The following is a 21,372-nucleotide window of genomic DNA, read 5'->3' as shown; positions in this document are numbered from 1 at the left end:
GTCCTGTTCGGGCGGCTGGATGTCCGCATCCTCCATGAGCGCTTCAAAATCCTCGGTATCCAGTTTCGGCAGATCGCGGGCGCAGTAATCGCTACCCAGCTCGTTCAATGCCTTGCACATGCCCTCGATGCGACCATCGACGGCATGCATGTGGTCCAGCATCAACCCTATGGCCTTGGCCACCGGGTCGGGCATGTCACGGGTCTCGCCGTAGGCATCGAAGCCGATCTTCTCGGCCATGGCCTGGCGCTTGACATGTTGTTCGTCGTCCTTGCCTTCTTCCTTGATGATGATGCGACCGGGAATACCGACCGCGGTGGCGCCGGCCGGCACCGCCTTGGTGACCACCGCATTGGAGCCGATCTTGGCGCCCTTGCCCACGGTGAAGGGCCCGAGCACCTTGGCGCCAGCCCCGACCACCACGCCGTCTTCCAGGGTCGGATGACGCTTGCCCTTGTTCCAGCTGGTGCCGCCCAGGGTCACGCCCTGATACAGGGTCACGTCATCACCGATCTCGGCGGTCTCGCCAATCACCACACCCATGCCATGATCGATGAAGAAGCGCCGGCCCAGCTTGGCCCCGGGGTGAATCTCGATACCGGTCAGCCAGCGCGCCAGGTTCGACACCATGCGCGCCAGCAGCCGCGCGTCGCGGCGCCACAGCCAGTGGGCCAGGCGATGCATCCAGATCGCGTGCAGACCGGGGTAACAGAACAGCACTTCGATCCGGGTACGCGCAGCGGGGTCACGGTGAAATACGCTGGCGATATCTTCCTTCATGCTGTCGAACATACTCAATGTCTCCGCGCACCGGACGCCTGCACGCCGATGGCTTTCTGGGTTTCAGTCAGGATCCCGCGCAGGATGTTCATTTCCACGAGATTGGGCTGGCTGCGCCCGTACAGACGACGCAGACGGGACATCAGCTTCCTTGGATGCTGAGGGTCAAGGAAGCCGATTTCAACCAGCACCTGCTGCAGATGCTGGTAGAACAGCTCCATCTGCTCGGCCGTGGCCGGCACTTCGTTGTCCGGCGCGGTGGTTTCGATCTTGTGCATCTTGGTCGGCTGACCCTGGCGCTGCAGGCTCTGCATACGCAACTCGTAGGCCAGCACCTGGACCGCGGTAGCCAGGTTCAGCGAGCTGAACTCCGGGTTGGAGGGAATATGCACATGGAAACGGCAACGCTGCAGCTCATCGCTGGTCAGGCCGGAGTCTTCGCGCCCGAAGACCAGGGCCACCGGACCACTGGCCGGCCCTTCGAGCTGATCGAGCACCTTGTCCGCCGCTTCCCGCGGATCGACCACCGGCCAGGGAATGCGCCGATCGCGGGCGCTGGTGCCGAGCACCAGTACGCAATCGGCCAGCGCCTCCTCCAGGGTGGCGACTATCCGGGCGTTGGCCAGCAGGTCGTCCGCGCCGGAGGCGCGGGATACCGCTTCCGGGTCTGGAAAACGTTCGGGATCGACCAGCACCAGCTGACTCAACCCCATGTTTTTCATGGCCCGCGCTGCGCCACCGATATTGCCGGGATGGCTGGTATTCACCAGAACCACGCGTACTTTGTCGAACACGGATACTCCAGAGTTGCAGCGATGCAGAAAGGAAAGACCTGCATCTTACTAAAATTCACCTGCCCCTGCCTACGATGCATAAACGTGAAAGTCGCGCAGCGACGCCATCTGATGACCTTCTCCCGCCCTGGGAGAAGGTGGCACGCAGTGCCGGAAGAGGGAACGATCACGCCACTGCGGACTTGCATGATTCGGGGTACCGATGGTGGCATGATCGTTTGTGCAAGTCGCCCGGCAACTCTGCTATAATTTCCGGCTTTTCGTACCCCTACCAGAGATACCCCGTATGCAGCCCATGTTGAACATCGCCCTGCGCGCCGCGCGCAGCGCCGGAGAATTGATCTACCGCTCCATGGAAAGGCTGGATGTCCTGACCGTCGACGAGAAGGAAGCGAACGACTACGTCAGCGAGGTCGACCGGGCTGCGGAACAGGCAATCATCCAGCAACTGCGCCGCACCTATCCGGACCACGGCATCCATGCCGAGGAATCGGGCTTCCAGCCAGGGCGTGGCGAGGGTGCCGATATCGTCTGGATCATCGATCCGCTGGACGGCACCACCAATTTCCTGCGTGGCGTACCGCATTTCGCAGTGAGCATCGCCTGCCGCATCAAGGGCCGTATCGAGCATGCCGTGGTGCTGGACCCGGTGCGCCAGGAAGAATTCACCGCCAGCCGTGGCCGTGGCGCTGCACTGAACGGCAAGCGCCTGCGCGTCAGCCAGCGCAAGAGCCTGGAGGGCGCCCTGCTCGGTACCGGCTTCCCGTTCAAGGAAGACCAGATCGAGTCGCTGGACAACTACCTGGGCATGTTCCGCAGCCTGGTCGGCCAGACCGCCGGCATCCGCCGCTGCGGCGCCGCCAGCCTGGACCTGGCCTATGTGGCCGCCGGCCGCTATGACGCCTTCTGGGAATTCGGCCTGGCCGAGTGGGACATGGCCGCAGGCAGCCTGCTGATCCAGGAAGCCGGCGGCCTGCTGAGCGACTTCACCGGCGGCAACCACTTCCTCGACAAGGGGCATGTGGTGGCCGGCAACCCGAAGTGCTTCAAGGCCGTATTGACCGCCATCCAGCCGCACCTGACACCAGCGATGAAGCGCTGATCGATGATCTAAAAAAACCCGGCGCCTTTCGGTAGCCGGGTTTTTTTATGCACGACCTGAACTCAGGGCCGGTCGTCGACTTCTTCCAACTGCTTGGGAATCAGGTCCTCACGGGTCAGCTTGAGGTTGATCAGCAGACCGTTGGCCACGTAGATCGACGAGTAGGTGCCGATCACCACCCCGATGATCAGGGTAATGGCGAAGCTCTGCAGTGATTCGCCGCCAAAGACCAGCAATGACATCAGTACCAGAATGGTCGACACCGAGGTCGCCAGGGTCCGGGCCAGAGTCTGGGTGGTGGAGACGTTGATCACATGGGTCAGGTCGGACGTGCGCATCAGACGCAGGTTTTCCCGGATCCGGTCGAATACCACGATGGTGTCGTTCAACGAGTAACCGACCGCCGCCAGCAGCGCTGCCAGCACCGTCAGGTCAAAGGGTATACCGAAGAATGACAGCAGCCCCAGGGTGAAGATCGCGTCATGCAGCAGCGCCGCCAGGCCCGCTACAGCGAACTTGACCTGGAAGCGCAGGGCCACGTAGAGCATGATCCCGGCCAGGGCCAGCAGCATGCCCAGACCACCCTGGTCGCGCAGTTCCTCGCCCACCTGAGGGCCAACGAACTCAACGCGCTTGACGGTCACCTCATGCTCTGCGTCCTCGCGTTGGATCAATCGGGCAATCTGGTTGCCCAGCTCCGGGTCCTCGCTGGACAGGCGGATGATCACATCCGAAGCGGAGCCGAAGTTCTGCACGATGGCATCGCCCCAGCCGGCGCCATGCAGTGTCTGGCGAATGGACTCCAGCTCGACCGGCTCGCTGTAGTTCAGCTCTACCAGCGCACCACCGGTGAACTCCAGGCCGAAGTTGAGCTGCTTGACCGCCAGGCTGCCGATGGAGAACAGGCTGAACAGGAGTGCAATGGCGTAGAAAGGTTTACGCCAGCGCATGAAGTTGATGGTTTTATTGAACATCAGATGACTCCTCACAGCCACAGCTTGCTGAGCGTTTTACTGGTACGCCCACCAAGGAACAGGTTGATCAACGCGCGGGTTACCAGGATGGCACTGAACAGCGAAGTCACGATGCCCAGCGACAGGGTAACGGCGAAACCCTTGATCGGGCCCGAGCCCATGGCGAACAGGATGATCCCTACCAGCAGGGTGGTCAGGTTACTGTCGAGAATGGCAGTGAAGGCCTTGTCGAAGCCCTCATGGATGGCGCGCTGCGCCGAGGAGCCGGCCGCCAGCTCTTCACGCACCCGGGCAAAGATCAGCACGTTGGCGTCGATCGCCATACCCAGGGTCAACACGATACCGGCAATACCCGGCAGCGTCAGGGTCGCCCCCAGCAGCGACATCAGCGCCAGCAGCAACACCAGGTTGAAACTCAGCGCGACACTGGCCAGGAAACCAAAGCCGCGGTAGACCACTACCATGAACAGCATGGCCAGGATGAAGCCCAACTGAGTGGCAGCGATACCATTGGCAATGTTCTCGGCGCCCAGGCTTGGCCCGATGGTGCGTTCCTCGGCAAAGTACATCGGTGCAGCCAGGCCACCGGCACGCAGCAGCAGGGCCAGTTCGGAGGCTTCAGCCGGCGAACCCAGACCGGTGATGCGGAACTGGTTGCCCAGGGTGCTCTGGATGGTCGCCAGACTGATGATCGTCTTCTCTTCGACGAAGGTCGGCACCGTCACTTCCTGCATCATGCCGTCGACTTCCTGCATCACCGTCTGCGGCACTTCGCGCTGCTCGATGAACAGCACCGCCATGCCGCGACCAACATTGTTGCGCGTGGCACGGGTCATCAGCTCGCCGCCATGCCCATCCAGGCGGATGTTCACCTGCGGGCTGCCATTCTCGTCGAAGTTGGACTGGGCATCGGTGACCTGGTCCCCGGTGAGGATGATGCTGCGCTCGACATCCGCCGCCGGGCGGCCAATGCCGTCACGGAACTCGAAGGTTTCGACGGTGGCGCGTGGCGCATTGGGCTCGGCCGCCAGACGGAACTCGAGGTTGGCGGTCTTGCCGAGAATTCGCTTGGCCTCGGCAGTGTCCTGCACCCCGGGCAGCTCGACGACGATACGGTTGGCACCCTGGCGCTGGACCAGCGGCTCGGCCACGCCCAGTTCGTTGACCCGGTTGCGTACCGTGGTCAGGTTCTGGCGCACCGAGTACTCGCGGATCTCGGTCATCTTCGCATCGGTCAGGGCCAGGCGCATCACGTCCATATTGTCGCGGCGCGTGGTGGTCACCTGGAATTCGTTGTACTTGCTGGCGATCTGCCGCTGCGCGGCACTCAGATCAGCGCCGTCGGTGAAGCCGAACTGCAGGACGTTACCCTGCTTGGGCAGGCTGCGGTAGCGAATGCGTTCGCTGCGAAACAGGGTACGCAGCTCGCTGTCGTAGACATTGATGCGGGCCTCGATGGCCTTCTCCATGTCCACTTCCAGCAGGAAGTGCACACCACCAGCCAGGTCCAGGCCGAGCTTCATCGGGCCAGCGCCGATATTCAGCAGCCAGTTGGGCGTGGTCGCCGCCAGGTTCTGCGCCACCACGAATTCGTTGCCCAGTGCGCGGCGCACGATGTCCTGCGCTGGCAACTGGTCTTCCAGATCGGTCAGGCGCACCAGGCCGGAGCTGGCATTATCGCTGAGCTCGACACCCTTGGTGGCGATACCGGCTTCGTTCAGCGCCCGCTCGATACGCGCCAGATCGCTCTGCTCGACGGTTTGCGTGGAGCTGATGCCGGAGATCTGGATCGCCGGATCATCGGGATACAGGTTGGGTGTTGCGTATATCAGGCCAAGCGCGAGCACGGCCACGATAAGCAGATATTTCCACAAAGGGTAACGATTGAGCATGTCAGGGCCCGATAGTGATCCGGGCGCTGAACGCGCCCGGATACAAGTCTTGGAAGGTTTAGATGGCTTTCAGCGTGCCCTTGGGCAGCGCAGCGACAATGGCGGCCTTCTGGAACTTGAGCTCCTGGCCCTCGCTGACTTCCAGTACCACGAATTCATCGGTGACCTTCTTGATCTTGCCGAGGATGCCGCCGTTGGTGACCACCTCGTCTCCAGTGCTCAGGCTGCCGATCAGGTTCTTGTGATCCTTGGCGCGCTTGGCCTGGGGACGCCAGATCATCAGATAGAAGATGACCACGAAGCCGACCAGGAAGATCAGGCTCATCGGATCGAAACCAGCAGCCGGAGCGGCGCCTGCGGTTTGGGCCATAGCGGTGGGGATGAAGAAACTCATGTAAAACTCCTGTTTTATATACTCGCAAGAAAAAATAATGGGGCTTCCTGACCGCTATTCAAGCCTCCAGAGGAGGGACCGGCTGGCCGAGACGTGCATAGAAGTTATCCACAAAGGCGGTCAATGTACCTTGTTGAATCGCACCGCGCAAACCATGCATCACACGCTGATAATGGCGCAGGTTATGGATGGTATTGAGCATGCTGCCGAGCATCTCGCCGCACTTGTCCAGATGGTGCAGATAGGCACGGGTGAAGTGGCGGCAGGTATAGCAATCGCAACCCGGATCCAGCGGCGAATCATCATGACGATGCACTGCGTTGCGGATTTTTACCACGCCGCTGTCGGTGAATAAATGCCCGTTGCGCGCATTGCGCGTCGGCATCACGCAATCAAACATGTCCACCCCGCGGCGCACACCCTCCACCAGGTCCTCCGGCTTGCCCACGCCCATCAGGTAACGGGGTTTTTCCGGAGGCATCAGCGGCGGCAGATAATCGAGGATGCGGATCATGTCCTCCTTCGGCTCACCCACCGACAAGCCGCCGATGGCCAGGCCGTCGAAGCCGATGTCGCACAACCCTTCCAGCGAACGCGCGCGCAGCTCCTCATGCATGCCGCCCTGGACGATACCGAACAGCGCCGAGGGATTGCCCTCATGGGCAGCCTTGGAGCGCCTGGCCCAGCGCAGCGACAGCTCCATCGAGCGGCGGGCGGTATCCAGGTCCGCCGGATAGGGTGTGCATTCATCGAAGATCATCACGATGTCCGAGCCCAGGTCACGCTGCACCTGCATAGACTCTTCCGGTCCCATGAACACCTTGGCACCGTCCACCGGGGAGGAAAAGTACACGCCCTCCTCCTTGATCTTGCGCATCGCCCCCAGGCTGAACACCTGGAAGCCGCCGGAGTCGGTCAGGATCGGACCCTGCCACTGCATGAAATCATGCAGGTCGCCGTGCTTGCGGATCACCTCGGTGCCCGGGCGCAGCCACAGGTGGAAAGTGTTGCCCAGAATGATCTGCGCACCAATGTCCTCGACATCCCGGGGCAGCATACCCTTGACCGTGCCGTAGGTACCCACCGGCATGAAAGCGGGGGTTTCGACCACACCACGGGGGAAAGTCAGGCGGCCGCGACGGGCCTTGCCGTCGGTAGCCAGTAGTTCAAACTGCATATGACTCATTGCACGTCCTCGGGCCCGCAGGCTGCCGGATTGCGGGTGATGAACATGGCATCACCGTAACTGAAGAAGCGGTATTCATTGTCCACCGCTGCCCGATAGGCCGCCATGGTCTGGCGATAACCGGCGAAAGCCGAGACCAGCATCAGCAAGGTCGACTCGGGCAGATGAAAATTGGTCACCAGCGCGTCCACCACATGAAATGGCCGCCCCGGATAGATGAAGATGTCGGTATCACCACTGAACGGCTGAATCTGCCCACTCTGCGCCGCCGTCTCCAGCGAACGCACGCTGGTGGTACCCACTGCAATCACCCGGCCGCCACGCGCCTTGCAGGCATTGACCGCATCGACCACCTGCTGGCTGACTTCCAGCCACTCGCTGTGCATGTGGTGATCCTCGATGCGCTCGACCCGCACCGGCTGGAAGGTGCCTGCCCCCACATGCAGGGTCACCTCGGCCGTGGCCACGCCCTTGGCCTCGATCGCCTGCAGCAGCTCACGGTCGAAATGCAGCCCGGCGGTCGGTGCTGCCACCGCACCGGCCTTCTGCGCATACACGGTCTGGTAGCGCTCGCGATCGGCACTGTCATCCGGCCGATCGATATAGGGCGGCAGCGGCATATGTCCGAGCCGGTCCAGCAACGGCAGCACCGGCTCGTCGAACGCCAGTTCAAACAGCGCATCGTGCCGCGCCAGCATGGTCGCCCCGGCCTCCCCTTCCAGCACAATGCGACTGCCCGGCTTGGGCGACTTGCTGGAGCGCACATGGGCCAACACCCGGCGACTGTCCAGCACCCGCTCGACCAGGATTTCCAACTGCCCACCGGTTTCCTTGCGCCCGAACAGACGCGCCGGAATCACCCGGGTGTTGTTGAACACCATCAGATCACCGGGCTGCAGATACTCCAGCAGATCAGCGAACTGCCGGTGCGCCAGCTCACTGCTGGGGCCATCCAGACACAGCAGCCGGCTGGCACGCCGCTCGGCCAGCGGATGCCGGGCGATCAGCCGGTCAGGCAGCTCGAACTGAAAATCGCTGACGCGCATAGAAAAGATTTCCGGCATGACGAAAAGGGCGCATATGGTAGCGGAAATCAGCCTTTTCGGCCATGCAAACCATTGACCTGAACGGCCAACGCTCCGTATACTCCGCGCGGCTTGCAGAAAGCCTCGGTGGCGGAATTGGTAGACGCGGCGGATTCAAAATCCGCTTCTGGTGACAGAGTGGGAGTTCGATTCTCCCCCGAGGCACCATTCAGCAATGAATGGCGCATACAGAGTGGCAAGCATGACAAAACCGGCCTCGAGCCGGTTTTTTGTGTCCAGAATCCCGACTTTTTCCCCTTTTCAGAACAAACGAGCCTGGGTGTCCTGCCATCCTCATCGTAGTCCGAAACGCCTGGCCTGGCACTGATGGAGCCCTCTCCACACTGTCATCCTCGGCGCACGACTGCATGGATGCAGAGTTAGAGCGACGCAGGAAGCCGAAGCCGAAGCCGAAGTTCCAGCGTTCCGGCTAACTCGGAGCGACCGGTGGATCCTTCCTTCGCGAAGGATGACGGAGTTTTGGGGATGACGGCATCCCGGACACTGATGACGATGATCCCGACGTATCACTGCTCGTCGAGGAAGCGCTCCGCATCCAGCGCCGCCATGCAGCCGGCACCGGCCGAGGTAATCGCCTGCCGGTAAACATGATCGGCCACATCGCCGGCAGCAAATACGCCGGGGATATTGGTGGCGGTTGCGTTGCCTTCAGTGCCGCTGTTGATGTTCAGGTAGCCGTCCTTCATCTCCAGCTGGCCCTCGAACAGGCCGGTGTTCGGCGTATGGCCGATGGCGATGAACACGCCGGCCAGGGCGATGTCTTCCTTGCGATCGTCATTGAAGGCCAGGCGCATGCCGGTCACACCGCTGTCGTCACCCAGCACCTCGTCCAGCACGGCGTTGAGCTTGAGCTCGATCTTGCCTTCAGCGACCTTGGCCATCAGCTTGTCGACCAGAATCTTTTCCGCGCGAAAACTCTCGCGGCGGTGCACCAGGGTGACCTTTTTCGCGATATTGGCCAGGTACAGCGCCTCTTCCACAGCGGTGTTGCCGCCACCCACGACGGCCACGTCCTGGTTGCGATAGAAGAAACCGTCACAGGTAGCACAGGCGGAGACACCCTTGCCCATGAAGGCTTCCTCGGACGGCAGGCCCAGATAGCGCGCGGAGGCGCCGGTGGCGATGATCAGCGCATCACAGGTGTACTCGCCCTGGTCGCCAGTCAGCGTGAACGGACGCTTGCCGAGTTCCACCTTGTTGATGTGGTCGAAGACGATCTCGGTCTCGAAGCGCTCGGCATGCTTGCGCATCCGCTCCATCAGGTCCGGCCCCTGCAGGCCCTCCACATCACCGGGCCAGTTGTCGACTTCGGTGGTGGTGGTGAGCTGACCGCCCATCTGCATGCCGGTGATCAGCAGCGGCTTGAGGTTGGCGCGTGCAGCGTAGACAGCCGCGCTGTAGCCGGCAGGGCCAGAGCCCAGAATGATCAGACGGGAATGGCGTGCTTCAGACATTGAATCCTCCAGATCACCGCCGCAGCGGCGTGATAGTCAAAAAACGCGTCACAACAGGGGTAGCTCCTGTTGCTGAAAAAAGTTGGCAAGAACCCGGCACAGGGATTGGAGTCGAAGTCCTCTATAATGATGCCGCCTACCGGCGGTGGACAACGGGCCGTGACGGCCAACAGACCACTGCGTCCTCGGATTCTTCCGGGAATTTCACCGGAATGCATGGTAGAGACGATGAATACGGCTGTCACTATATCAGGCGCATAGTTTATCCCTATAGTGCCGTTCTCATTAAGGACACCTCATGACACATCCACTGGCTCCCCTGCGTGGCTCCGGATATTTGCGCGAAGGCTGGCAACGCATTCGCCAACCGGGGTTGCGGCGTTTTCTGGTCATCCCATTGGTGCTCAATCTGACGCTGTTCATGGCGCTGATCGGCTGGGGTGCCCGCCAGTTCAATTACTGGATGGACCGGCTGATGCCGCATCTGCCGGAATGGGCCGGCTTCGTCGAGTGGCTGCTGTGGCCACTGTTCGCGCTGGTGGTATTGCTGGTGCTGTTCTTCGGTTTCAGCATGCTCGCCAACCTGATTGCGTCACCCTTTTATGGTTTCCTGGCGGAGAAGATCGCCGAGCAGGAACGTGGCCTGGTCAGCCCGCCGACCAGTTGGCAGGACATCGTGATGGTGGTGCCGCGCAGCCTGGGCCGTGAATGCCGCAAGATCGGCTACTACCTGCCGCGCCTGCTGGGGCTGTTGCTGCTGACGCTGGTGCCGGTGGTGAACCTGGTAGCTTCGCCCCTGCTACTGGTATTCGGGGTGTGGATGATGGCGGTGCAGTACATCGACTATCAGGCCGACAACGATCAGGTCGGCTTCATCGATATGCTGCGCTGGATGCGCGGCCGCCGGGGACTGTCGCTGGGGTTCGGCCTGCCGGTGTACATCGGTATGCTGATTCCGCTGGTCAACCTGCTGGTGATGCCCTCGGCGGTAGCCGGCTCCACGCTGCTGTGGGTGCGGGAAGGTCCCGGCCGGCCGCCACTGCCATAAATCGGTCATATCCCGGTAACAACGCGATCACCAAGGGCAACCATACTGGGTGTCATGACGACACTCAGCTTCCATAACCGCCACTATGCCCTGGTCACCGAAACCTGGCGGCCCCAGGTCAATGGCGTGGCCAATACCCTCGGCCGCCTGTGTGATGGGCTGCTGCAGAACAACAATCGGATCCAGCTGGTACGCCCTGCCCAACCCGGCGAAACGGTCGGCCTGGCCGATAACGGCCCGCTGGAGGAACTGCTGGTGCGCGGCCTGCCCATCCCCGGATACCGCCAGCTGCAGTTCGGCCTGCCGGCCTACCGGCGGTTGCTGGCCCACTGGCGCAAGAGCCGCCCCGATACCATCTACCTGGCCACCGAAGGGCCGTTGGGCTGGTCGGCGCTGCGCGCTGCACGCCAGCTGAGCATTCCGGTCATCAGCGGCTTTCATACCAACTTCCAGCAGTACAGCGAGCATTACCGGGTCAGCCTGCTCTATCGTCCTGTAGTGGCCTATCTGCGCTGGTTTCACAACCAGACCCTGTTGACCCTGACCGCCAGCAACACCCAACAACGGGAACTGTCGCGCCTGGGCATCAACAATCTGATGCTGCTGGGGCGTGGCGTGGATTGCGAGCGGTATCATCCCGCGCACCGCGATGCCGAACTGCGCCGCCGCTGGGGCGCGGGCAATACCGATATCGTGTTGCTGCATGTAGGACGCCTGGCGGCGGAAAAGAACCTGCAACTGTTGCAGCGCAGTTGGCAGACCCTGCGGGAGAACCAGCCGACCGGCGTGCGCCTGCACATGGTGGTGGTAGGCGATGGCCCGCTGCGCCCGTCGCTGGAAAGGGACATGCCCGAGGCCCGTTTCACCGGCGCCCTGGGCGGTGCCGAACTGGCTGCGGCCTATGCCAGCGCCGATGTGTTCATCTTCCCGAGCCTGACGGAAACCTTCGGCAACGTGGTGACCGAGGCCATGGCCTCGGGGCTGGCGGTGAATGCCTTCGACACCGCCGCCGCCCACCAGCATATCCGCGACCGCTACAGCGGCTGCCTTGCCCCGCCGGCACATGAAGAGCTGTTTCTGGACAACCTGCGCTGGCTGGTCAGCGACACCGAAGGCCGCCGCGGTATCCGCATGCATGCCCGGCACCGCGCCTGCCAACTGGGCTGGCCATCAGTATTGCAGCGCTTCGAAGGCTATCTGCAGCGCTCCTGCAGCCCACCGCGGCCATTGTCCGAGGTCGTCCCCGGCAAATAGCCGGGGCAACATCCGGCGTTACGCCAGTTCCTTCAAGGCTTCGCGGCTGTAGGGCAGCACTTCATCGAAACGCCCTGCACGCAGCTTGGCTGGCCAGTCCGGATCGACGATCAGCGCACGACCGACGGCCACCAGATCGAATTCCCCACCCTCGAGCCGCTGCAGCAGGTCATCGATATTGGCTTCGGTCTTGGCCACCTTGTCGGTCTTGACCATGTATTCGAGGAACTCGCTGTCCAGACCGACGCTGCCCACGGTGATGCAGGGCTTGCCGGTGATCTTGCGGGTCCATCCGGCCAGGTTCAGTTGCGACCCTTCGAACTCCGGTTCCCAGTAGCGGCGCTGCGAACAGTGGAAGATATCCACGCCCGCCTCGGCCAGCGGCGTGAGAAATTGCTCCAGCAGTTCGGGCGTCTCGACCAGACGGGCGCTGTAGTCCTGCTGCTTCCACTGGGAGAAGCGGAAGATGATCGGAAAATCCGGACCAACCGCGGCGCGCACAGCACGGATGATCTCCACGGCGAAGCGGCCGCGGTTATCCAGGCTGCCGCCGTATTCGTCGTCACGCTGGTTGCTGCCCTCCCAGAAGAACTGGTCGATCAGGTAACCATGGGCGCCATGCAGCTCGACGGCATCACAGCCGATCGCCTTGGCGTCCCGGGCCGCCTGGGCAAAGGCGTTGACCACATCCTGGATATCGTCACGGGTCATGCCGTGCACCAGCAGCTTGTCTTCCTTGCGCTTGTCCATCGGACCATAGCCCGGCACCGTACCGTCAGGCTCGGTGCCCAGGCGGCGCACATTGCCCACGTGCCACAGCTGCGGAGCGAACTTGCCGCCGGCGGCATGCACCGCGTCAACCACCTTTTTCCATCCGGCCAGCGCATCCTCGCCATGGAAACGCGGCACGTTCGGGTAGCCGTTGGCAGCGCAGTGGCCAACCGTGGTGCCCTCGCTGATGATCAGTCCGACGCCAGCCGCGGCGCGGCGACGATAATATTCGACCACCTGCTCGGTAGGTACGCCGTTGGGCGAAAAATTGCGGGTCATGGGGGCCATGACCAGACGGCTGGGAAGACTCAGCGAACCCAGTACCACGGGCTCGAACAGAGGGCTAGCATGCGCAGACATCGATTCACTCCTGCAAAATATCTCGGACGGTCACTATACGGGCAGAATATCTGTTCAGAACCTGAATTGATGCGATTGATGGCATGATAGAAACCGTTGCCATCAGAACGCCCAAATGAAGAAGGCCGGCCCCTTGCGGGAACCGGCCTTCCAACCTGCAGGCTATCGCCTCAGTGGTGCACACCACCTTCGCCATGGATATGACCATGGGCCAGCTCGTCTTCGGTGGCCTCACGGATGTCGGCGACCTTGACCTCGAAGGTCAGGCGCTGACCGGCCAGCGGATGGTTGCCATCGACGGTGACTTCATCACCTTCCAGCGCGGTGATGGTGACGATCTGCATGCCGCCATCCGGTGCGGAGGCATGGAACTGCATGCCCACTTCCAGCTCGTCGACACCTTCGAACATGTTGCGACCCAGCACGGCAACCAGTTCAGCACTGAATTCGCCATAGGCGTCTTCCGGCTCGATGGTCACTTTCAGCGCGTCACCCACCTGTTTGCCGGCCAGTTCCCGCTCCAGGCCGGGGATGATGTTACCCGCACCATGCAGGTAGACCAGCGGCTCGCCGCCAGTGGAAGTATCCAGTACTTCGCCTGCATCGTTGGTCAGGGTGTATTCAATCGATACGGCTTTGTTGGCAGCAATCTGCATAAAAAAATCCTGTGTTTTTTCGGGCTCGGGAGCTGTCAGTTTACGCACAAATACGCGGAAACGCACGGGCGGTTCCACTACGCTGGAGGCTGGGGTATAAGTTGGGCAAGGATTTTCTCCCCCTCAATGAACGAATAGTGGAGCACCATGACCGATCGCCTGGTACTTGTCATAAATTGTGGAAGTTCATCACTCAAGTTCGCCCTGCGCAGCGAGTCCGCGACAAAACCGCTGCTCAGCGGGCTGGCTGAGCGCCTGGGCACACCCGAAGGCGTGATGAACTGGAAAGCCGGTGATAACGGGGAGCGCATCCAGATCCGGGATGGCAAGCACAGCACCGCCATGGCCAGCCTGCTGCCACTGATCGAACGGTTCGCCGAGCAGCCATTGACGGCAGTAGGGCACCGCGTGGTGCATGGCGGCGAGCACTTTACCGGTGCCCGCATCATCGACGATGAGGTGATTACCGCCATCGAGGACAGCTCGCCACTGGCACCGCTGCACAACCCCGCGCAACTGGTCGGTATCAACGCCGCGATGAAGGTCTTCACCACTATCCCGCACGTCGCCATCTTCGACACCGCCTTTCACCAGAGCATGCCGCCCCACGCCTACCGCTATGCCCTGCCCGAGGAGCTGTATACCGAACACGGCGTACGCCGCTACGGTTTCCATGGCACCAGCCACCGTTTCGTATCGAGCCAGGCCAGCCTGCTGATGGGCCTGGAGCCGGGCCACGGTGCCTGGCTGACGGCGCACCTGGGCAATGGCTGCTCGACCTGTGCCATCCTGGATGGCAGAAGCCTGGATACCAGCATGGGCCTGACGCCGCTGGAAGGCCTGGTCATGGGGACCCGCAGCGGTGACGTGGATCCCAACCTGCATTCGCATCTGGCTCGCACCCTGGGCTGGGATCTGGAACGCATCGACAACATGCTCAACCGCGAAAGCGGTCTGCTGGGGCTGTCCGGCCTGTCCAACGACATGCGCACCCTGGTCACCGCCCGCGCCGAGGGGCATGCCGGCGCCACCCTGGCGGTCGAGGTGTTCTGCTACCGTCTGGCGCGGTCACTGGCCGGCCTGGCGGTGGCACTGCCGCGCATCGATGGGGTGATCTTCACTGGCGGCATCGGCGAGAATTCGCCGCTGGTGCGCGAACTGACGGTGCGCCATCTGGCCCTGTTCGGGCTGGCCATCGACCCGGCCGCCAACGCCACCCCGCCGGGCAACCCGGCCCGGCAGGTCCAGATGGCCGGCTCCCCCGCCATTCTGGTCATTCCGACCGACGAAGAACGCCAGATCACCGAGGAATGCCTGGCACTGCTCGACCTTGCCACAACCCAGCCCGTGGAACAGGAAGCCTGATTCATGCATACGTTTTTTCTCGCACCGTCCGGATTCGGCGTCGGCCTGACCTCGGTCAGCCTGGGCCTGATCCGCGCCCTCGAACGCAACGGCCTGCGCGTCCACTTTCTCAAGCCGATCGCCCAGCCGCATCCCGGCGATGATGGTCCGGAGCGCTCCACCGCCCTGATCAGCCGGACCATGGGCCTGGAGCCACCCACCCCGCTGGCGCTGCCCGAGGTGGAACGGCGGCTGGCCAATGGCGAGCTGGACGAGGTACTGGAAGACATCGTCAGTCGTTACCGCGAAGCGGCCCGGGATGCCGACGTGGTGGTGGTCGAAGGCATGGTGCCAACGCGCCAGGCTGCCTATGCCGCACGCATCAACCAGCACATCGCCAAGAGTCTGGATGCCGACGTGATCCTGGTCAGCGCACCGGACGATGCCAACCTGGCTACCCTGGCCCACCGTGTCGAACTGCATGCCCAGGGCTTCGGCGGCCCGCAGGACCCCAAGGTGCTGGGGGTGATCATCAACAAGGTGCGCGACCTGGATCTGGGTGGTGATGTGCCGACCGATCGCAGCGAGCTCAAGCGCACACTCAAGGACTACGCCATCGCACTCAAGCAGGAATCCAAGGTGCTGGATACCGAGGGCTTCCGCCTGATCGGCTGCGTGCCCTGGCAGAACGAGCTCAGCGCACCGCGCAGCTCCGACGTCGCCGCGCTGCTCAATGCCAGAGTCCTGCATCCCGGCGAAATGCAACAGCGTCGCGTGCTGGACATCATCCTGTGCGCCCGCACCGTGCCCAATACCCTGCACCTGTATCGCCCCGGCACCCTGCTGGTGGTGCCGGGTGATCGCGACGACATCATCATCTCCAGCAGCCTGGCCTCGCTGTCCGGCACCCCGCTGGCCGGGCTGCTGCTGACCGGCGACATCATGCCCGATGAGCGCGTCATGCAGCTCTGCCAGCCGGCACTGGACAATGGTCTGCCGATCTTCCTGGTCGGTACCGGCAGTTTCGCCACCGCCTCGCAGCTGGACCGCATGAACCGCGAGATTCCGGTCGACGACAGCGAGCGGGCCACCCTGGTCACCGACTTCGTCGCCTCGCATATCGACCACGGCTGGCTACAGCATCGCTGTGGTCAGCCCAGCGAGCGGCGCATGTCGCCTCCGGCGTTCCGCTACGATCTGGTCAACCGCGCGCAGCAGGCCGGCAAGCGCATCGTGCTGCCGGAAGGCGACGAGCCACGTACCGTCCAGGCAGCGGCCATCTGCCAGCGCCGGGGCATCGCCCAGTGCATCCTGCTGGCCAAGCCCGAAGCGGTGGAAGCCGTCGCCCGCGCCCACCACATTACCCTGCCCGACGGTCTGCAGATCATCGACCCGGATCAGGTCCGTGAAAGCTACGTGGCGCCGATGGTCGAGCTGCGCAAGGATCGCGGTTTGACCGCGCCGGTGGCCCTGCAGCAACTGGAGGACAATGTGGTGATGGGCACCATGATGCTGGCCCTGGATGAGGTCGATGGCCTGGTCTCCGGCGCCATCCATACCACCGCCAACACCATCCGCCCGGCGTTCCAGCTGATCAAGACTGCGCCCAATTACAGTCTGGTGTCCTCGGTATTCTTCATGCTGCTGCCCGACCAGGTACTGGTGTATGGCGACTGCGCCGTCAACCCCGACCCCAACGCCGAGGAGCTGGCGGAAATCGCCATCCAGAGCGCGCGCTCCGCCGAAGCCTTCGGCATTCCGCCGCGGGTGGCGATGATCAGCTACTCGACCGGTAGCTCCGGCACCGGTGTGGACGTGGAGAAGGTCCGCGAAGCGACCCGGCTGGCCCGCGAGCGACAGCCGGGGCTGTTGATCGACGGTCCGCTCCAGTATGATGCCGCCGCGATTGCCAGCGTCGGCCAGCAGAAGGCGCCGGACAGCCCGGTCGCCGGCAAGGCCACGGTGTTCATTTTCCCGGATCTGAACACCGGCAACACCACCTACAAGGCGGTGCAGCGCAGTGCCAACGTCATCAGCGTCGGCCCCATGCTGCAGGGCCTGCGCAAGCCGGTGAATGATCTGTCCCGGGGTGCGCTGGTCGACGATATCGTGTTTACTATCGCCCTGACCGCCATACAGGCCGATGCCGACGACAACTGACTGAGGTCTGATGGGTGGCCTGTCTGGTTACAACCTTACAGGCCCCCGCGCCAACACGGACGAGCCACCAGACAATGCTGTATTTTTTGCCTGCCTCGATACGCGGAGCGATCTCGCTCCTGCTGCTGATCCTCAACACCCTGTTCTGGTTCAGCCTGCTGTTCCCCTGCGCATTGATCAAACTGCTGCCGATACCGGCACTGCAGGCCTTTCTCACCCGGGTCATGATCCGCATCGCCGAAACCTGGATGCTCGGCAACAGCGCCTGGATGCGACTGGCCGGACGCACGCAATGGGATGTCCAGGGCCATGAGCGGCTGGACCATGACGGCTGGTACCTGGTGGCCAGCAATCATCAGAGCTGGGTCGATATCCTGGTGCTGCAGCACAATCTCAACCGCCGGATGCCGATGCTGAAGTTCTTCCTCAAGCAGGAGCTGATCTGGGTGCCGATCATCGGCATCTGCTGGTGGGCGTTGGATTTCCCGTTCATGAAGCGCTACAGCAAGGCTTATCTGGCCAGGCACCCGGAAAAGGCCGGCCAGGACCTGCTGGCCACCCAACGGGCCTGTGAGAAGTTCAAGACCACCCCGGTGGCGGTGTTCAACTTTCTCGAAGGCACCCGGCTGACAGCGGAGAAACATGCCGAGCAGAGCTCGCCCTATCGCCATCTGCTCAGACCCAAGTCCGGCGGCATCGCCTTCGTGCTGGATGCCATGGGCGAGCAGCTGCGCTCGCTGGTGGATATCACCATCCACTACCCCGACGGCAGCCCGAGCTTCTGGGACCTGCTCAGCGGCCGGATTCGCAAGGTGGTGATGCGCTGCCAGACACGGCCGATCCCGGCTGAATTCCTGGGCAAGGATTATCAGAACGACGCGGCCTTTCGCGCGGACTTCCAGGCCTGGGTCAATGGCCTGTGGGAAGAGAAGGATGCTTTGCTGGAGCAGTTGCACCGGGAGTATCCGCCGGCCGATTGACCGATCAGGGTGAAGCCGTGCCGGGAGTGCCCATCATCGCGCTGGTGCACGCCGCTCCCGGAGGAACCTGGCGTTCCCAGCAGACACTGCACCCTGGAACTCGGCCCTCCATACAAAACGGGACGCCAAGGCGTCCCGTTTTCATATCAACCCAGGCGGCGGCTTACAGCGGGCGCAGGTTGATCTCCACGCGGCGGTTCTGCGCCTTGCCGGCAGCAGTATCGTTGCTGGCGATCGGCTGGCTCGGGCCAACGCCACGGCTGCTGATGCGCGCACCGGAAACGCCCTGACCGGTCAGGTAGGATGCCACGCTGGTGGCACGCTCCTGGGACAGGCGCATGTTCAGTTCCAGCGAACCGCTGCTGTCGGTATGGCCGACGATGTCGATGCCGTTCTGGTCGAACTCCTTGAACACCTTGACCAGCGAGTTCAGCGTCGGATAGAAGCTGCTGGAAATATCCGAGGAACTGCTGGCGAAGGTGATGTTGCCCGGCATGATCAGTTGCAGGTTGTCACCATTACGGACCACCTGAACACCGGTACCGGTCAATTCCTGGCGCAGGCGCTGCTCCTGGCGATCCGCGTAGTAACCGTAGCCCGCGCCCGCAGCGCCACCGACCACGGCACCGATCAAGGCGCCCTTGCCGCGATCCTTGCTGCTCGAGGTGGCCGCGCCGATCAGCGCGCCAGCTGCGGCGCCACCACCGCCATAGACGCCAGCCTTGCCAGCTTCACGTTCACCGGTATAGGGATTGTTGGTGCAGCCAGCCAGCAGCGCAACACAGGCAGAAGCGGCAATCAGTGCTTTGATTTTCATGCATTTTTCCTTAATTGACGTCGTCATCGCAGCGTGGCATCCAGATCCGGATGCCCAGTTCCGGAGGTATGACCACCGGCCCAGGGATTTTTATCCCGCAGTCCGATAATTATGGTCGATTCAGCCACGAATGAAAGGATTCTCGCGGATCTCGTCACCAATCTGCGTATCAGGTCCGTGCCCGGCCACCACCACCGCCTCCTCGTCCAGCGTATACAGCCGCTGACGGATCGAGGACTCGATCTTCGCATAATCACCGCCCCACAGATCGGTACGGCCGATACCCCGGCGGAACAGCGTGTCCCCGGCAATCAGCAACTTGGCCTGGGGAAACCAGAAACTCATCGACCCCGGCGTATGCCCCGGGGTATGCAGGGCGACGCCACAGCCACAGGCCAGCTCCTCGTCGTCCTGCAACCACTGATCCGGTGCCGGCACCGGCGTGTAGGGCACCCCGAACAGCTTGCACTGCATCTCCAGGTTGTCCCACAGGAACTGGTCCTCCTTGTGCAGATGCAGGGTCGCGCCGGTCGCCTTCTTCATCTCGCCGGAGGCGAGGAAATGATCCAGGTGCGCATGGGTGTGAATGATACTGACCACCTTCAGGCCAAGCTGGTCCAGACGATCCAGAATCAACTGATGATCCCCACCGGGATCGACCACGATGGCCTTTTTGGTGATCGGGTCGCCGATGATCGTGCAGTTGCACTGCAACGGACCGACGGGGAAGGTTTCACGGATGAGTGTGGGAGTGGCTGCTTGCATGGAATTCTCTGACCAGGTTATCGACTCTCAGCTGCACAGCATGGCCGCAACCGCCCTGCGCTTCAACTGTCAGCAGCGCAGCAATGTCGCCTCATACACTTGAGCAATCAGATGCAGAGGCTGACTCAATCCGTACCGGCCCCACGCCCTGTTGAGAAAGTCTGTCCTCCGGGTTGATGAGCTTGCAGTTCTCCAGCGAGAGACAACCGCACCCGATGCAGCCATTCAAATTGTCGCGCAACTGGATCAGGCTGTTGATACGCTCATCCAGATCTGCTTTCCATGAGGCAGATAGCAGGGCCCAGTCTTTCGCATTGGGTGTTCTACTCTCCGGCAAGGTGCCAAAGACCTCTTTTATGGCGCTCAAGGAGATGCCCAGGCTCTGCGCCACCTTGATCACCGCCACACGCCGCAAGACATCACGCCGGTAGCGGCGCTGATTGCCGTTATTACGCCGGCTTGTCAGCAGGCCCTTCGTTTCGTAGAAGTGCAGGGTCGACACCGCTACGCCGCTTCTTGCCGCGACTTCTCCCACAGACAGGTCGCCTTGCCGCTGAAACTGTGATTTTGCTCCCATGCAGCCTCCTCTTGACCTCAAGTAAGCTTGAGGTTCTACACTCGCTGTCACATTCTGGCAACCTGCACGAGGGCAGAGCATGACCGACATATATTCCTATCTGGACTTTATCCAGTATGAGGGGCCACGCCGCCCCACTCGGAAAGCGCTTCATGAATTGCACATCAAGCACACCCGTTCAATTCCCTTCGAGAGTCTCTCCCCTTTTACCGGCATGGGGGTAAAGCTGGATATCGATTCACTACTGGACAAGTTCATCAATCACAGGCGGGGCGGCTATTGCTACGAACACAACCTGCTGTTCCAGCGCGTACTGCAAGATATGGGCTTCACTGTGACCGGGCTGGCTGCACGTGTGCGCATGAATGTCCCTGATGACGTGGCTACCCCGCGCAGCCACATGCTTCTGCTGGTTGAGGCGGAGGGCGAACGCTTCATTGCCGATACGGGCTTTGGCGGCCTGACGCTGACAGCGCCGATTCGCCTGGTAGCGGATACCATCCAGGATACCCCGCATGGGCCATATCGCCTGCTACGCAGGAGCGAGGCTTTCTGCCTGCAAACCAGGACAAGGAACGAATGGCAGGATCTGTATATCTTTGATCTGACGCAGCAGCACCGACAGGATTACGAGGTCTTCAACTGGTATACCTCAACCCACCCGACATCGATCTTCGTCAATAACCTGATCGCGGCCCGACCGACTCCCACGGGCCGCCATACGCTGCATAACAGTCAGTATTCGTTCTACCACCTGGACGGGACGACAGAAAGAACACAACTCAGCTCGGTCAGTGAAATCAAGCAGGTGCTGGAGAAGGAGTTTCGTATAACGACCTCGGGAGTGCCCGCGCTGGATTCCAGGATATCGGCGATATTGGCCACATAGCTGAACTGGGGGCTCGAGGGCACCTGTGTACTCCGTTCAATCCCCTAACCTGACTTGCTCAGACAGCCG

Annotated in this window: 19 protein-coding genes, 1 tRNA gene and 1 pseudogene; 8 read left to right on the top strand and 13 right to left on the bottom strand. The window is 62.1% G+C overall.

Features of this window, described 5'->3' with window-relative positions:
- Window positions 1-10 precede the first annotated feature (10 nt).
- Both cysE and trmJ read right to left on the bottom strand, forming a co-directional pair.
- Window positions 11-792 (bottom strand): annotated as a pseudogene (gene cysE / locus CQ007_RS00825) (serine O-acetyltransferase); the annotation flags it as partial.
- Window positions 793-794: 2 nt separating this feature from the next.
- On the bottom strand, window positions 795-1,574 hold the full coding sequence (gene trmJ / locus CQ007_RS00820) for a tRNA (cytosine(32)/uridine(32)-2'-O)-methyltransferase TrmJ (protein ID WP_105643020.1): 780 nt from the start codon (window positions 1,572-1,574) through the stop codon (window positions 795-797).
- Between the two features lie 286 nt (window positions 1,575-1,860).
- Between trmJ and suhB the strand changes: the two genes are divergently transcribed.
- A complete protein-coding gene (gene suhB, locus CQ007_RS00815; RefSeq protein ID WP_105643019.1) occupies window positions 1,861-2,676 on the top strand; it encodes an inositol-phosphate phosphatase in 816 nt (271 codons plus the stop codon).
- Between the two features lie 62 nt (window positions 2,677-2,738).
- On the opposite strand, the gene secF is transcribed toward suhB, so the two are convergent.
- The 5 genes from secF to queA are packed head-to-tail and all read right to left on the bottom strand — an operon-like array spanning window position 2,739 to window position 8,168.
- Entirely contained in the window at window positions 2,739-3,650 is a 912-nt protein-coding gene (gene secF, locus CQ007_RS00810; RefSeq protein ID WP_105643018.1) for a protein translocase subunit SecF, read from the bottom strand.
- An 11-nt stretch (window positions 3,651-3,661) separates the two neighbouring features.
- Window positions 3,662-5,542 (bottom strand): protein translocase subunit SecD, encoded by a 1,881-nt coding sequence (secD, locus tag CQ007_RS00805; protein WP_105643017.1) that lies wholly within the window; start codon window positions 5,540-5,542, stop codon window positions 3,662-3,664.
- Between the two features lie 58 nt (window positions 5,543-5,600).
- Window positions 5,601-5,936: a preprotein translocase subunit YajC gene (yajC, locus tag CQ007_RS00800; RefSeq protein WP_105643016.1), complete on the bottom strand. Its 336-nt coding sequence runs from the start codon at window positions 5,934-5,936 to the stop codon at window positions 5,601-5,603.
- Between the two features lie 58 nt (window positions 5,937-5,994).
- Window positions 5,995-7,113 (bottom strand): tRNA guanosine(34) transglycosylase Tgt, encoded by a 1,119-nt coding sequence (gene tgt, locus CQ007_RS00795; RefSeq protein ID WP_105643015.1) that lies wholly within the window; start codon window positions 7,111-7,113, stop codon window positions 5,995-5,997.
- 5 nt (window positions 7,114-7,118) lie between these two features.
- The gene (queA, locus tag CQ007_RS00790) at window positions 7,119-8,168 is read right to left on the bottom strand and encodes a tRNA preQ1(34) S-adenosylmethionine ribosyltransferase-isomerase QueA (protein ID WP_105643014.1); all 1,050 of its coding nucleotides are present in this window, start codon (window positions 8,166-8,168) and stop codon (window positions 7,119-7,121) included.
- Between the two features lie 120 nt (window positions 8,169-8,288).
- On the opposite strand from queA, the gene CQ007_RS00785 reads away from it, so the two are divergent.
- Window positions 8,289-8,375: transfer RNA gene (locus tag CQ007_RS00785), tRNA-Leu, on the top strand.
- Window positions 8,376-8,734: 359 nt separating this feature from the next.
- Here the strand turns inward: CQ007_RS00785 and trxB are convergent.
- Window positions 8,735-9,682: a thioredoxin-disulfide reductase gene (gene trxB / locus CQ007_RS00780; RefSeq protein WP_105643013.1), complete on the bottom strand. Its 948-nt coding sequence runs from the start codon at window positions 9,680-9,682 to the stop codon at window positions 8,735-8,737.
- A 298-nt stretch (window positions 9,683-9,980) separates the two neighbouring features.
- On the opposite strand from trxB, the gene cysZ reads away from it, so the two are divergent.
- Both cysZ and CQ007_RS00770 read left to right on the top strand, forming a co-directional pair.
- Complete coding sequence (gene cysZ, locus CQ007_RS00775) at window positions 9,981-10,730, top strand: sulfate transporter CysZ (protein WP_105643012.1); 750 nt, start codon at window positions 9,981-9,983, stop codon at window positions 10,728-10,730.
- 54 nt (window positions 10,731-10,784) lie between these two features.
- Window positions 10,785-11,984, top strand: a complete 1,200-nt coding sequence (locus CQ007_RS00770; protein ID WP_105643011.1) for a glycosyltransferase family 1 protein — start codon at window positions 10,785-10,787, stop codon at window positions 11,982-11,984.
- 18 nt (window positions 11,985-12,002) lie between these two features.
- Here CQ007_RS00770 and CQ007_RS00765 read toward each other — a convergent pair whose 3' ends face one another.
- Both CQ007_RS00765 and CQ007_RS00760 read right to left on the bottom strand, forming a co-directional pair.
- Window positions 12,003-13,115 carry an NADH:flavin oxidoreductase gene (locus CQ007_RS00765; RefSeq protein ID WP_105643010.1) on the bottom strand — a complete coding sequence of 371 codons (1,113 nt, stop codon included), beginning with the start codon at window positions 13,113-13,115 and terminating at the stop codon, window positions 12,003-12,005.
- Between the two features lie 170 nt (window positions 13,116-13,285).
- A complete protein-coding gene (locus CQ007_RS00760; protein WP_105643009.1) occupies window positions 13,286-13,771 on the bottom strand; it encodes a peptidylprolyl isomerase in 486 nt (161 codons plus the stop codon).
- Window positions 13,772-13,918: 147 nt separating this feature from the next.
- On the opposite strand from CQ007_RS00760, the gene CQ007_RS00755 reads away from it, so the two are divergent.
- The 3 genes from CQ007_RS00755 (at window position 13,919) to CQ007_RS00745 (ending at window position 18,255) form a co-directional block, all read left to right on the top strand.
- Window positions 13,919-15,136 (top strand): acetate kinase, encoded by a 1,218-nt coding sequence (locus tag CQ007_RS00755; RefSeq protein WP_105643008.1) that lies wholly within the window; start codon window positions 13,919-13,921, stop codon window positions 15,134-15,136.
- Window positions 15,137-15,139: 3 nt separating this feature from the next.
- Complete coding sequence (pta, locus tag CQ007_RS00750; RefSeq protein WP_105643007.1) at window positions 15,140-17,275, top strand: phosphate acetyltransferase; 2,136 nt, start codon at window positions 15,140-15,142, stop codon at window positions 17,273-17,275.
- Window positions 17,276-17,349: 74 nt separating this feature from the next.
- A complete protein-coding gene (locus CQ007_RS00745) occupies window positions 17,350-18,255 on the top strand; it encodes an acyltransferase (protein ID WP_105643006.1) in 906 nt (301 codons plus the stop codon).
- A 163-nt stretch (window positions 18,256-18,418) separates the two neighbouring features.
- On the opposite strand, the gene CQ007_RS00740 is transcribed toward CQ007_RS00745, so the two are convergent.
- The 3 genes from CQ007_RS00740 to soxR all read right to left on the bottom strand — a co-directional run bounded on the left by CQ007_RS00740 (window position 18,419) and on the right by soxR (window position 20,414).
- Window positions 18,419-19,072: an OmpA family protein gene (locus tag CQ007_RS00740; protein ID WP_105643005.1), complete on the bottom strand. Its 654-nt coding sequence runs from the start codon at window positions 19,070-19,072 to the stop codon at window positions 18,419-18,421.
- A gap of 120 nt (window positions 19,073-19,192) precedes the next feature.
- Complete coding sequence (locus CQ007_RS00735) at window positions 19,193-19,837, bottom strand: MBL fold metallo-hydrolase (protein ID WP_105643004.1); 645 nt, start codon at window positions 19,835-19,837, stop codon at window positions 19,193-19,195.
- Window positions 19,838-19,928: 91 nt separating this feature from the next.
- A complete protein-coding gene (soxR, locus tag CQ007_RS00730) occupies window positions 19,929-20,414 on the bottom strand; it encodes a redox-sensitive transcriptional activator SoxR (protein WP_105643003.1) in 486 nt (161 codons plus the stop codon).
- Window positions 20,415-20,493: 79 nt separating this feature from the next.
- Here soxR and CQ007_RS00725 point away from each other — a divergent pair, with 79 nt between their 5' ends.
- A complete protein-coding gene (locus CQ007_RS00725; protein WP_105643002.1) occupies window positions 20,494-21,303 on the top strand; it encodes an arylamine N-acetyltransferase in 810 nt (269 codons plus the stop codon).
- The last annotated feature ends 69 nt before the right edge of the window (window positions 21,304-21,372 follow it).

It is taken from the genome of Pseudomonas sp. MYb185, from assembly GCF_002979975.1.
GTDB lineage: Bacteria > Pseudomonadota > Gammaproteobacteria > Pseudomonadales > Pseudomonadaceae > Halopseudomonas.
This window is presented reverse-complemented; position numbering and strand designations above follow the sequence as displayed.

Bases quoted from the DNA above. Each gene is read 5' to 3' on its own strand.
- suhB (WP_105643019.1), top strand. From the start codon at position 1,861: ATGCAGCCCATGTTGAACATCGCCCTGCGCGCCGCGCGCAGCGCCGGA.
- secF (WP_105643018.1), bottom strand. From the start codon at position 3,650: ATGTTCAATAAAACCATCAACTTCATGCGCTGGCGTAAACCTTTCTAC.
- secD (WP_105643017.1), bottom strand. From the start codon at position 5,542: ATGCTCAATCGTTACCCTTTGTGGAAATATCTGCTTATCGTGGCCGTG.
- yajC (WP_105643016.1), bottom strand. From the start codon at position 5,936: ATGAGTTTCTTCATCCCCACCGCTATGGCCCAAACCGCAGGCGCCGCT.
- tgt (WP_105643015.1), bottom strand. From the start codon at position 7,113: ATGCAGTTTGAACTACTGGCTACCGACGGCAAGGCCCGTCGCGGCCGC.
- queA (WP_105643014.1), bottom strand. From the start codon at position 8,168: ATGCGCGTCAGCGATTTTCAGTTCGAGCTGCCTGACCGGCTGATCGCC.
- trxB (WP_105643013.1), bottom strand. From the start codon at position 9,682: ATGTCTGAAGCACGCCATTCCCGTCTGATCATTCTGGGCTCTGGCCCT.
- cysZ (WP_105643012.1), top strand. From the start codon at position 9,981: ATGACACATCCACTGGCTCCCCTGCGTGGCTCCGGATATTTGCGCGAA.
- CQ007_RS00770 (WP_105643011.1), top strand. From the start codon at position 10,785: ATGACGACACTCAGCTTCCATAACCGCCACTATGCCCTGGTCACCGAA.
- CQ007_RS00765 (WP_105643010.1), bottom strand. From the start codon at position 13,115: ATGTCTGCGCATGCTAGCCCTCTGTTCGAGCCCGTGGTACTGGGTTCG.
- CQ007_RS00760 (WP_105643009.1), bottom strand. From the start codon at position 13,771: ATGCAGATTGCTGCCAACAAAGCCGTATCGATTGAATACACCCTGACC.
- CQ007_RS00755 (WP_105643008.1), top strand. From the start codon at position 13,919: ATGACCGATCGCCTGGTACTTGTCATAAATTGTGGAAGTTCATCACTC.
- pta (WP_105643007.1), top strand. From the start codon at position 15,140: ATGCATACGTTTTTTCTCGCACCGTCCGGATTCGGCGTCGGCCTGACC.
- CQ007_RS00745 (WP_105643006.1), top strand. From the start codon at position 17,350: ATGCTGTATTTTTTGCCTGCCTCGATACGCGGAGCGATCTCGCTCCTG.
- CQ007_RS00740 (WP_105643005.1), bottom strand. From the start codon at position 19,072: ATGAAAATCAAAGCACTGATTGCCGCTTCTGCCTGTGTTGCGCTGCTG.
- CQ007_RS00735 (WP_105643004.1), bottom strand. From the start codon at position 19,837: ATGCAAGCAGCCACTCCCACACTCATCCGTGAAACCTTCCCCGTCGGT.
- soxR (WP_105643003.1), bottom strand. From the start codon at position 20,414: ATGGGAGCAAAATCACAGTTTCAGCGGCAAGGCGACCTGTCTGTGGGA.
- CQ007_RS00725 (WP_105643002.1), top strand. From the start codon at position 20,494: ATGACCGACATATATTCCTATCTGGACTTTATCCAGTATGAGGGGCCA.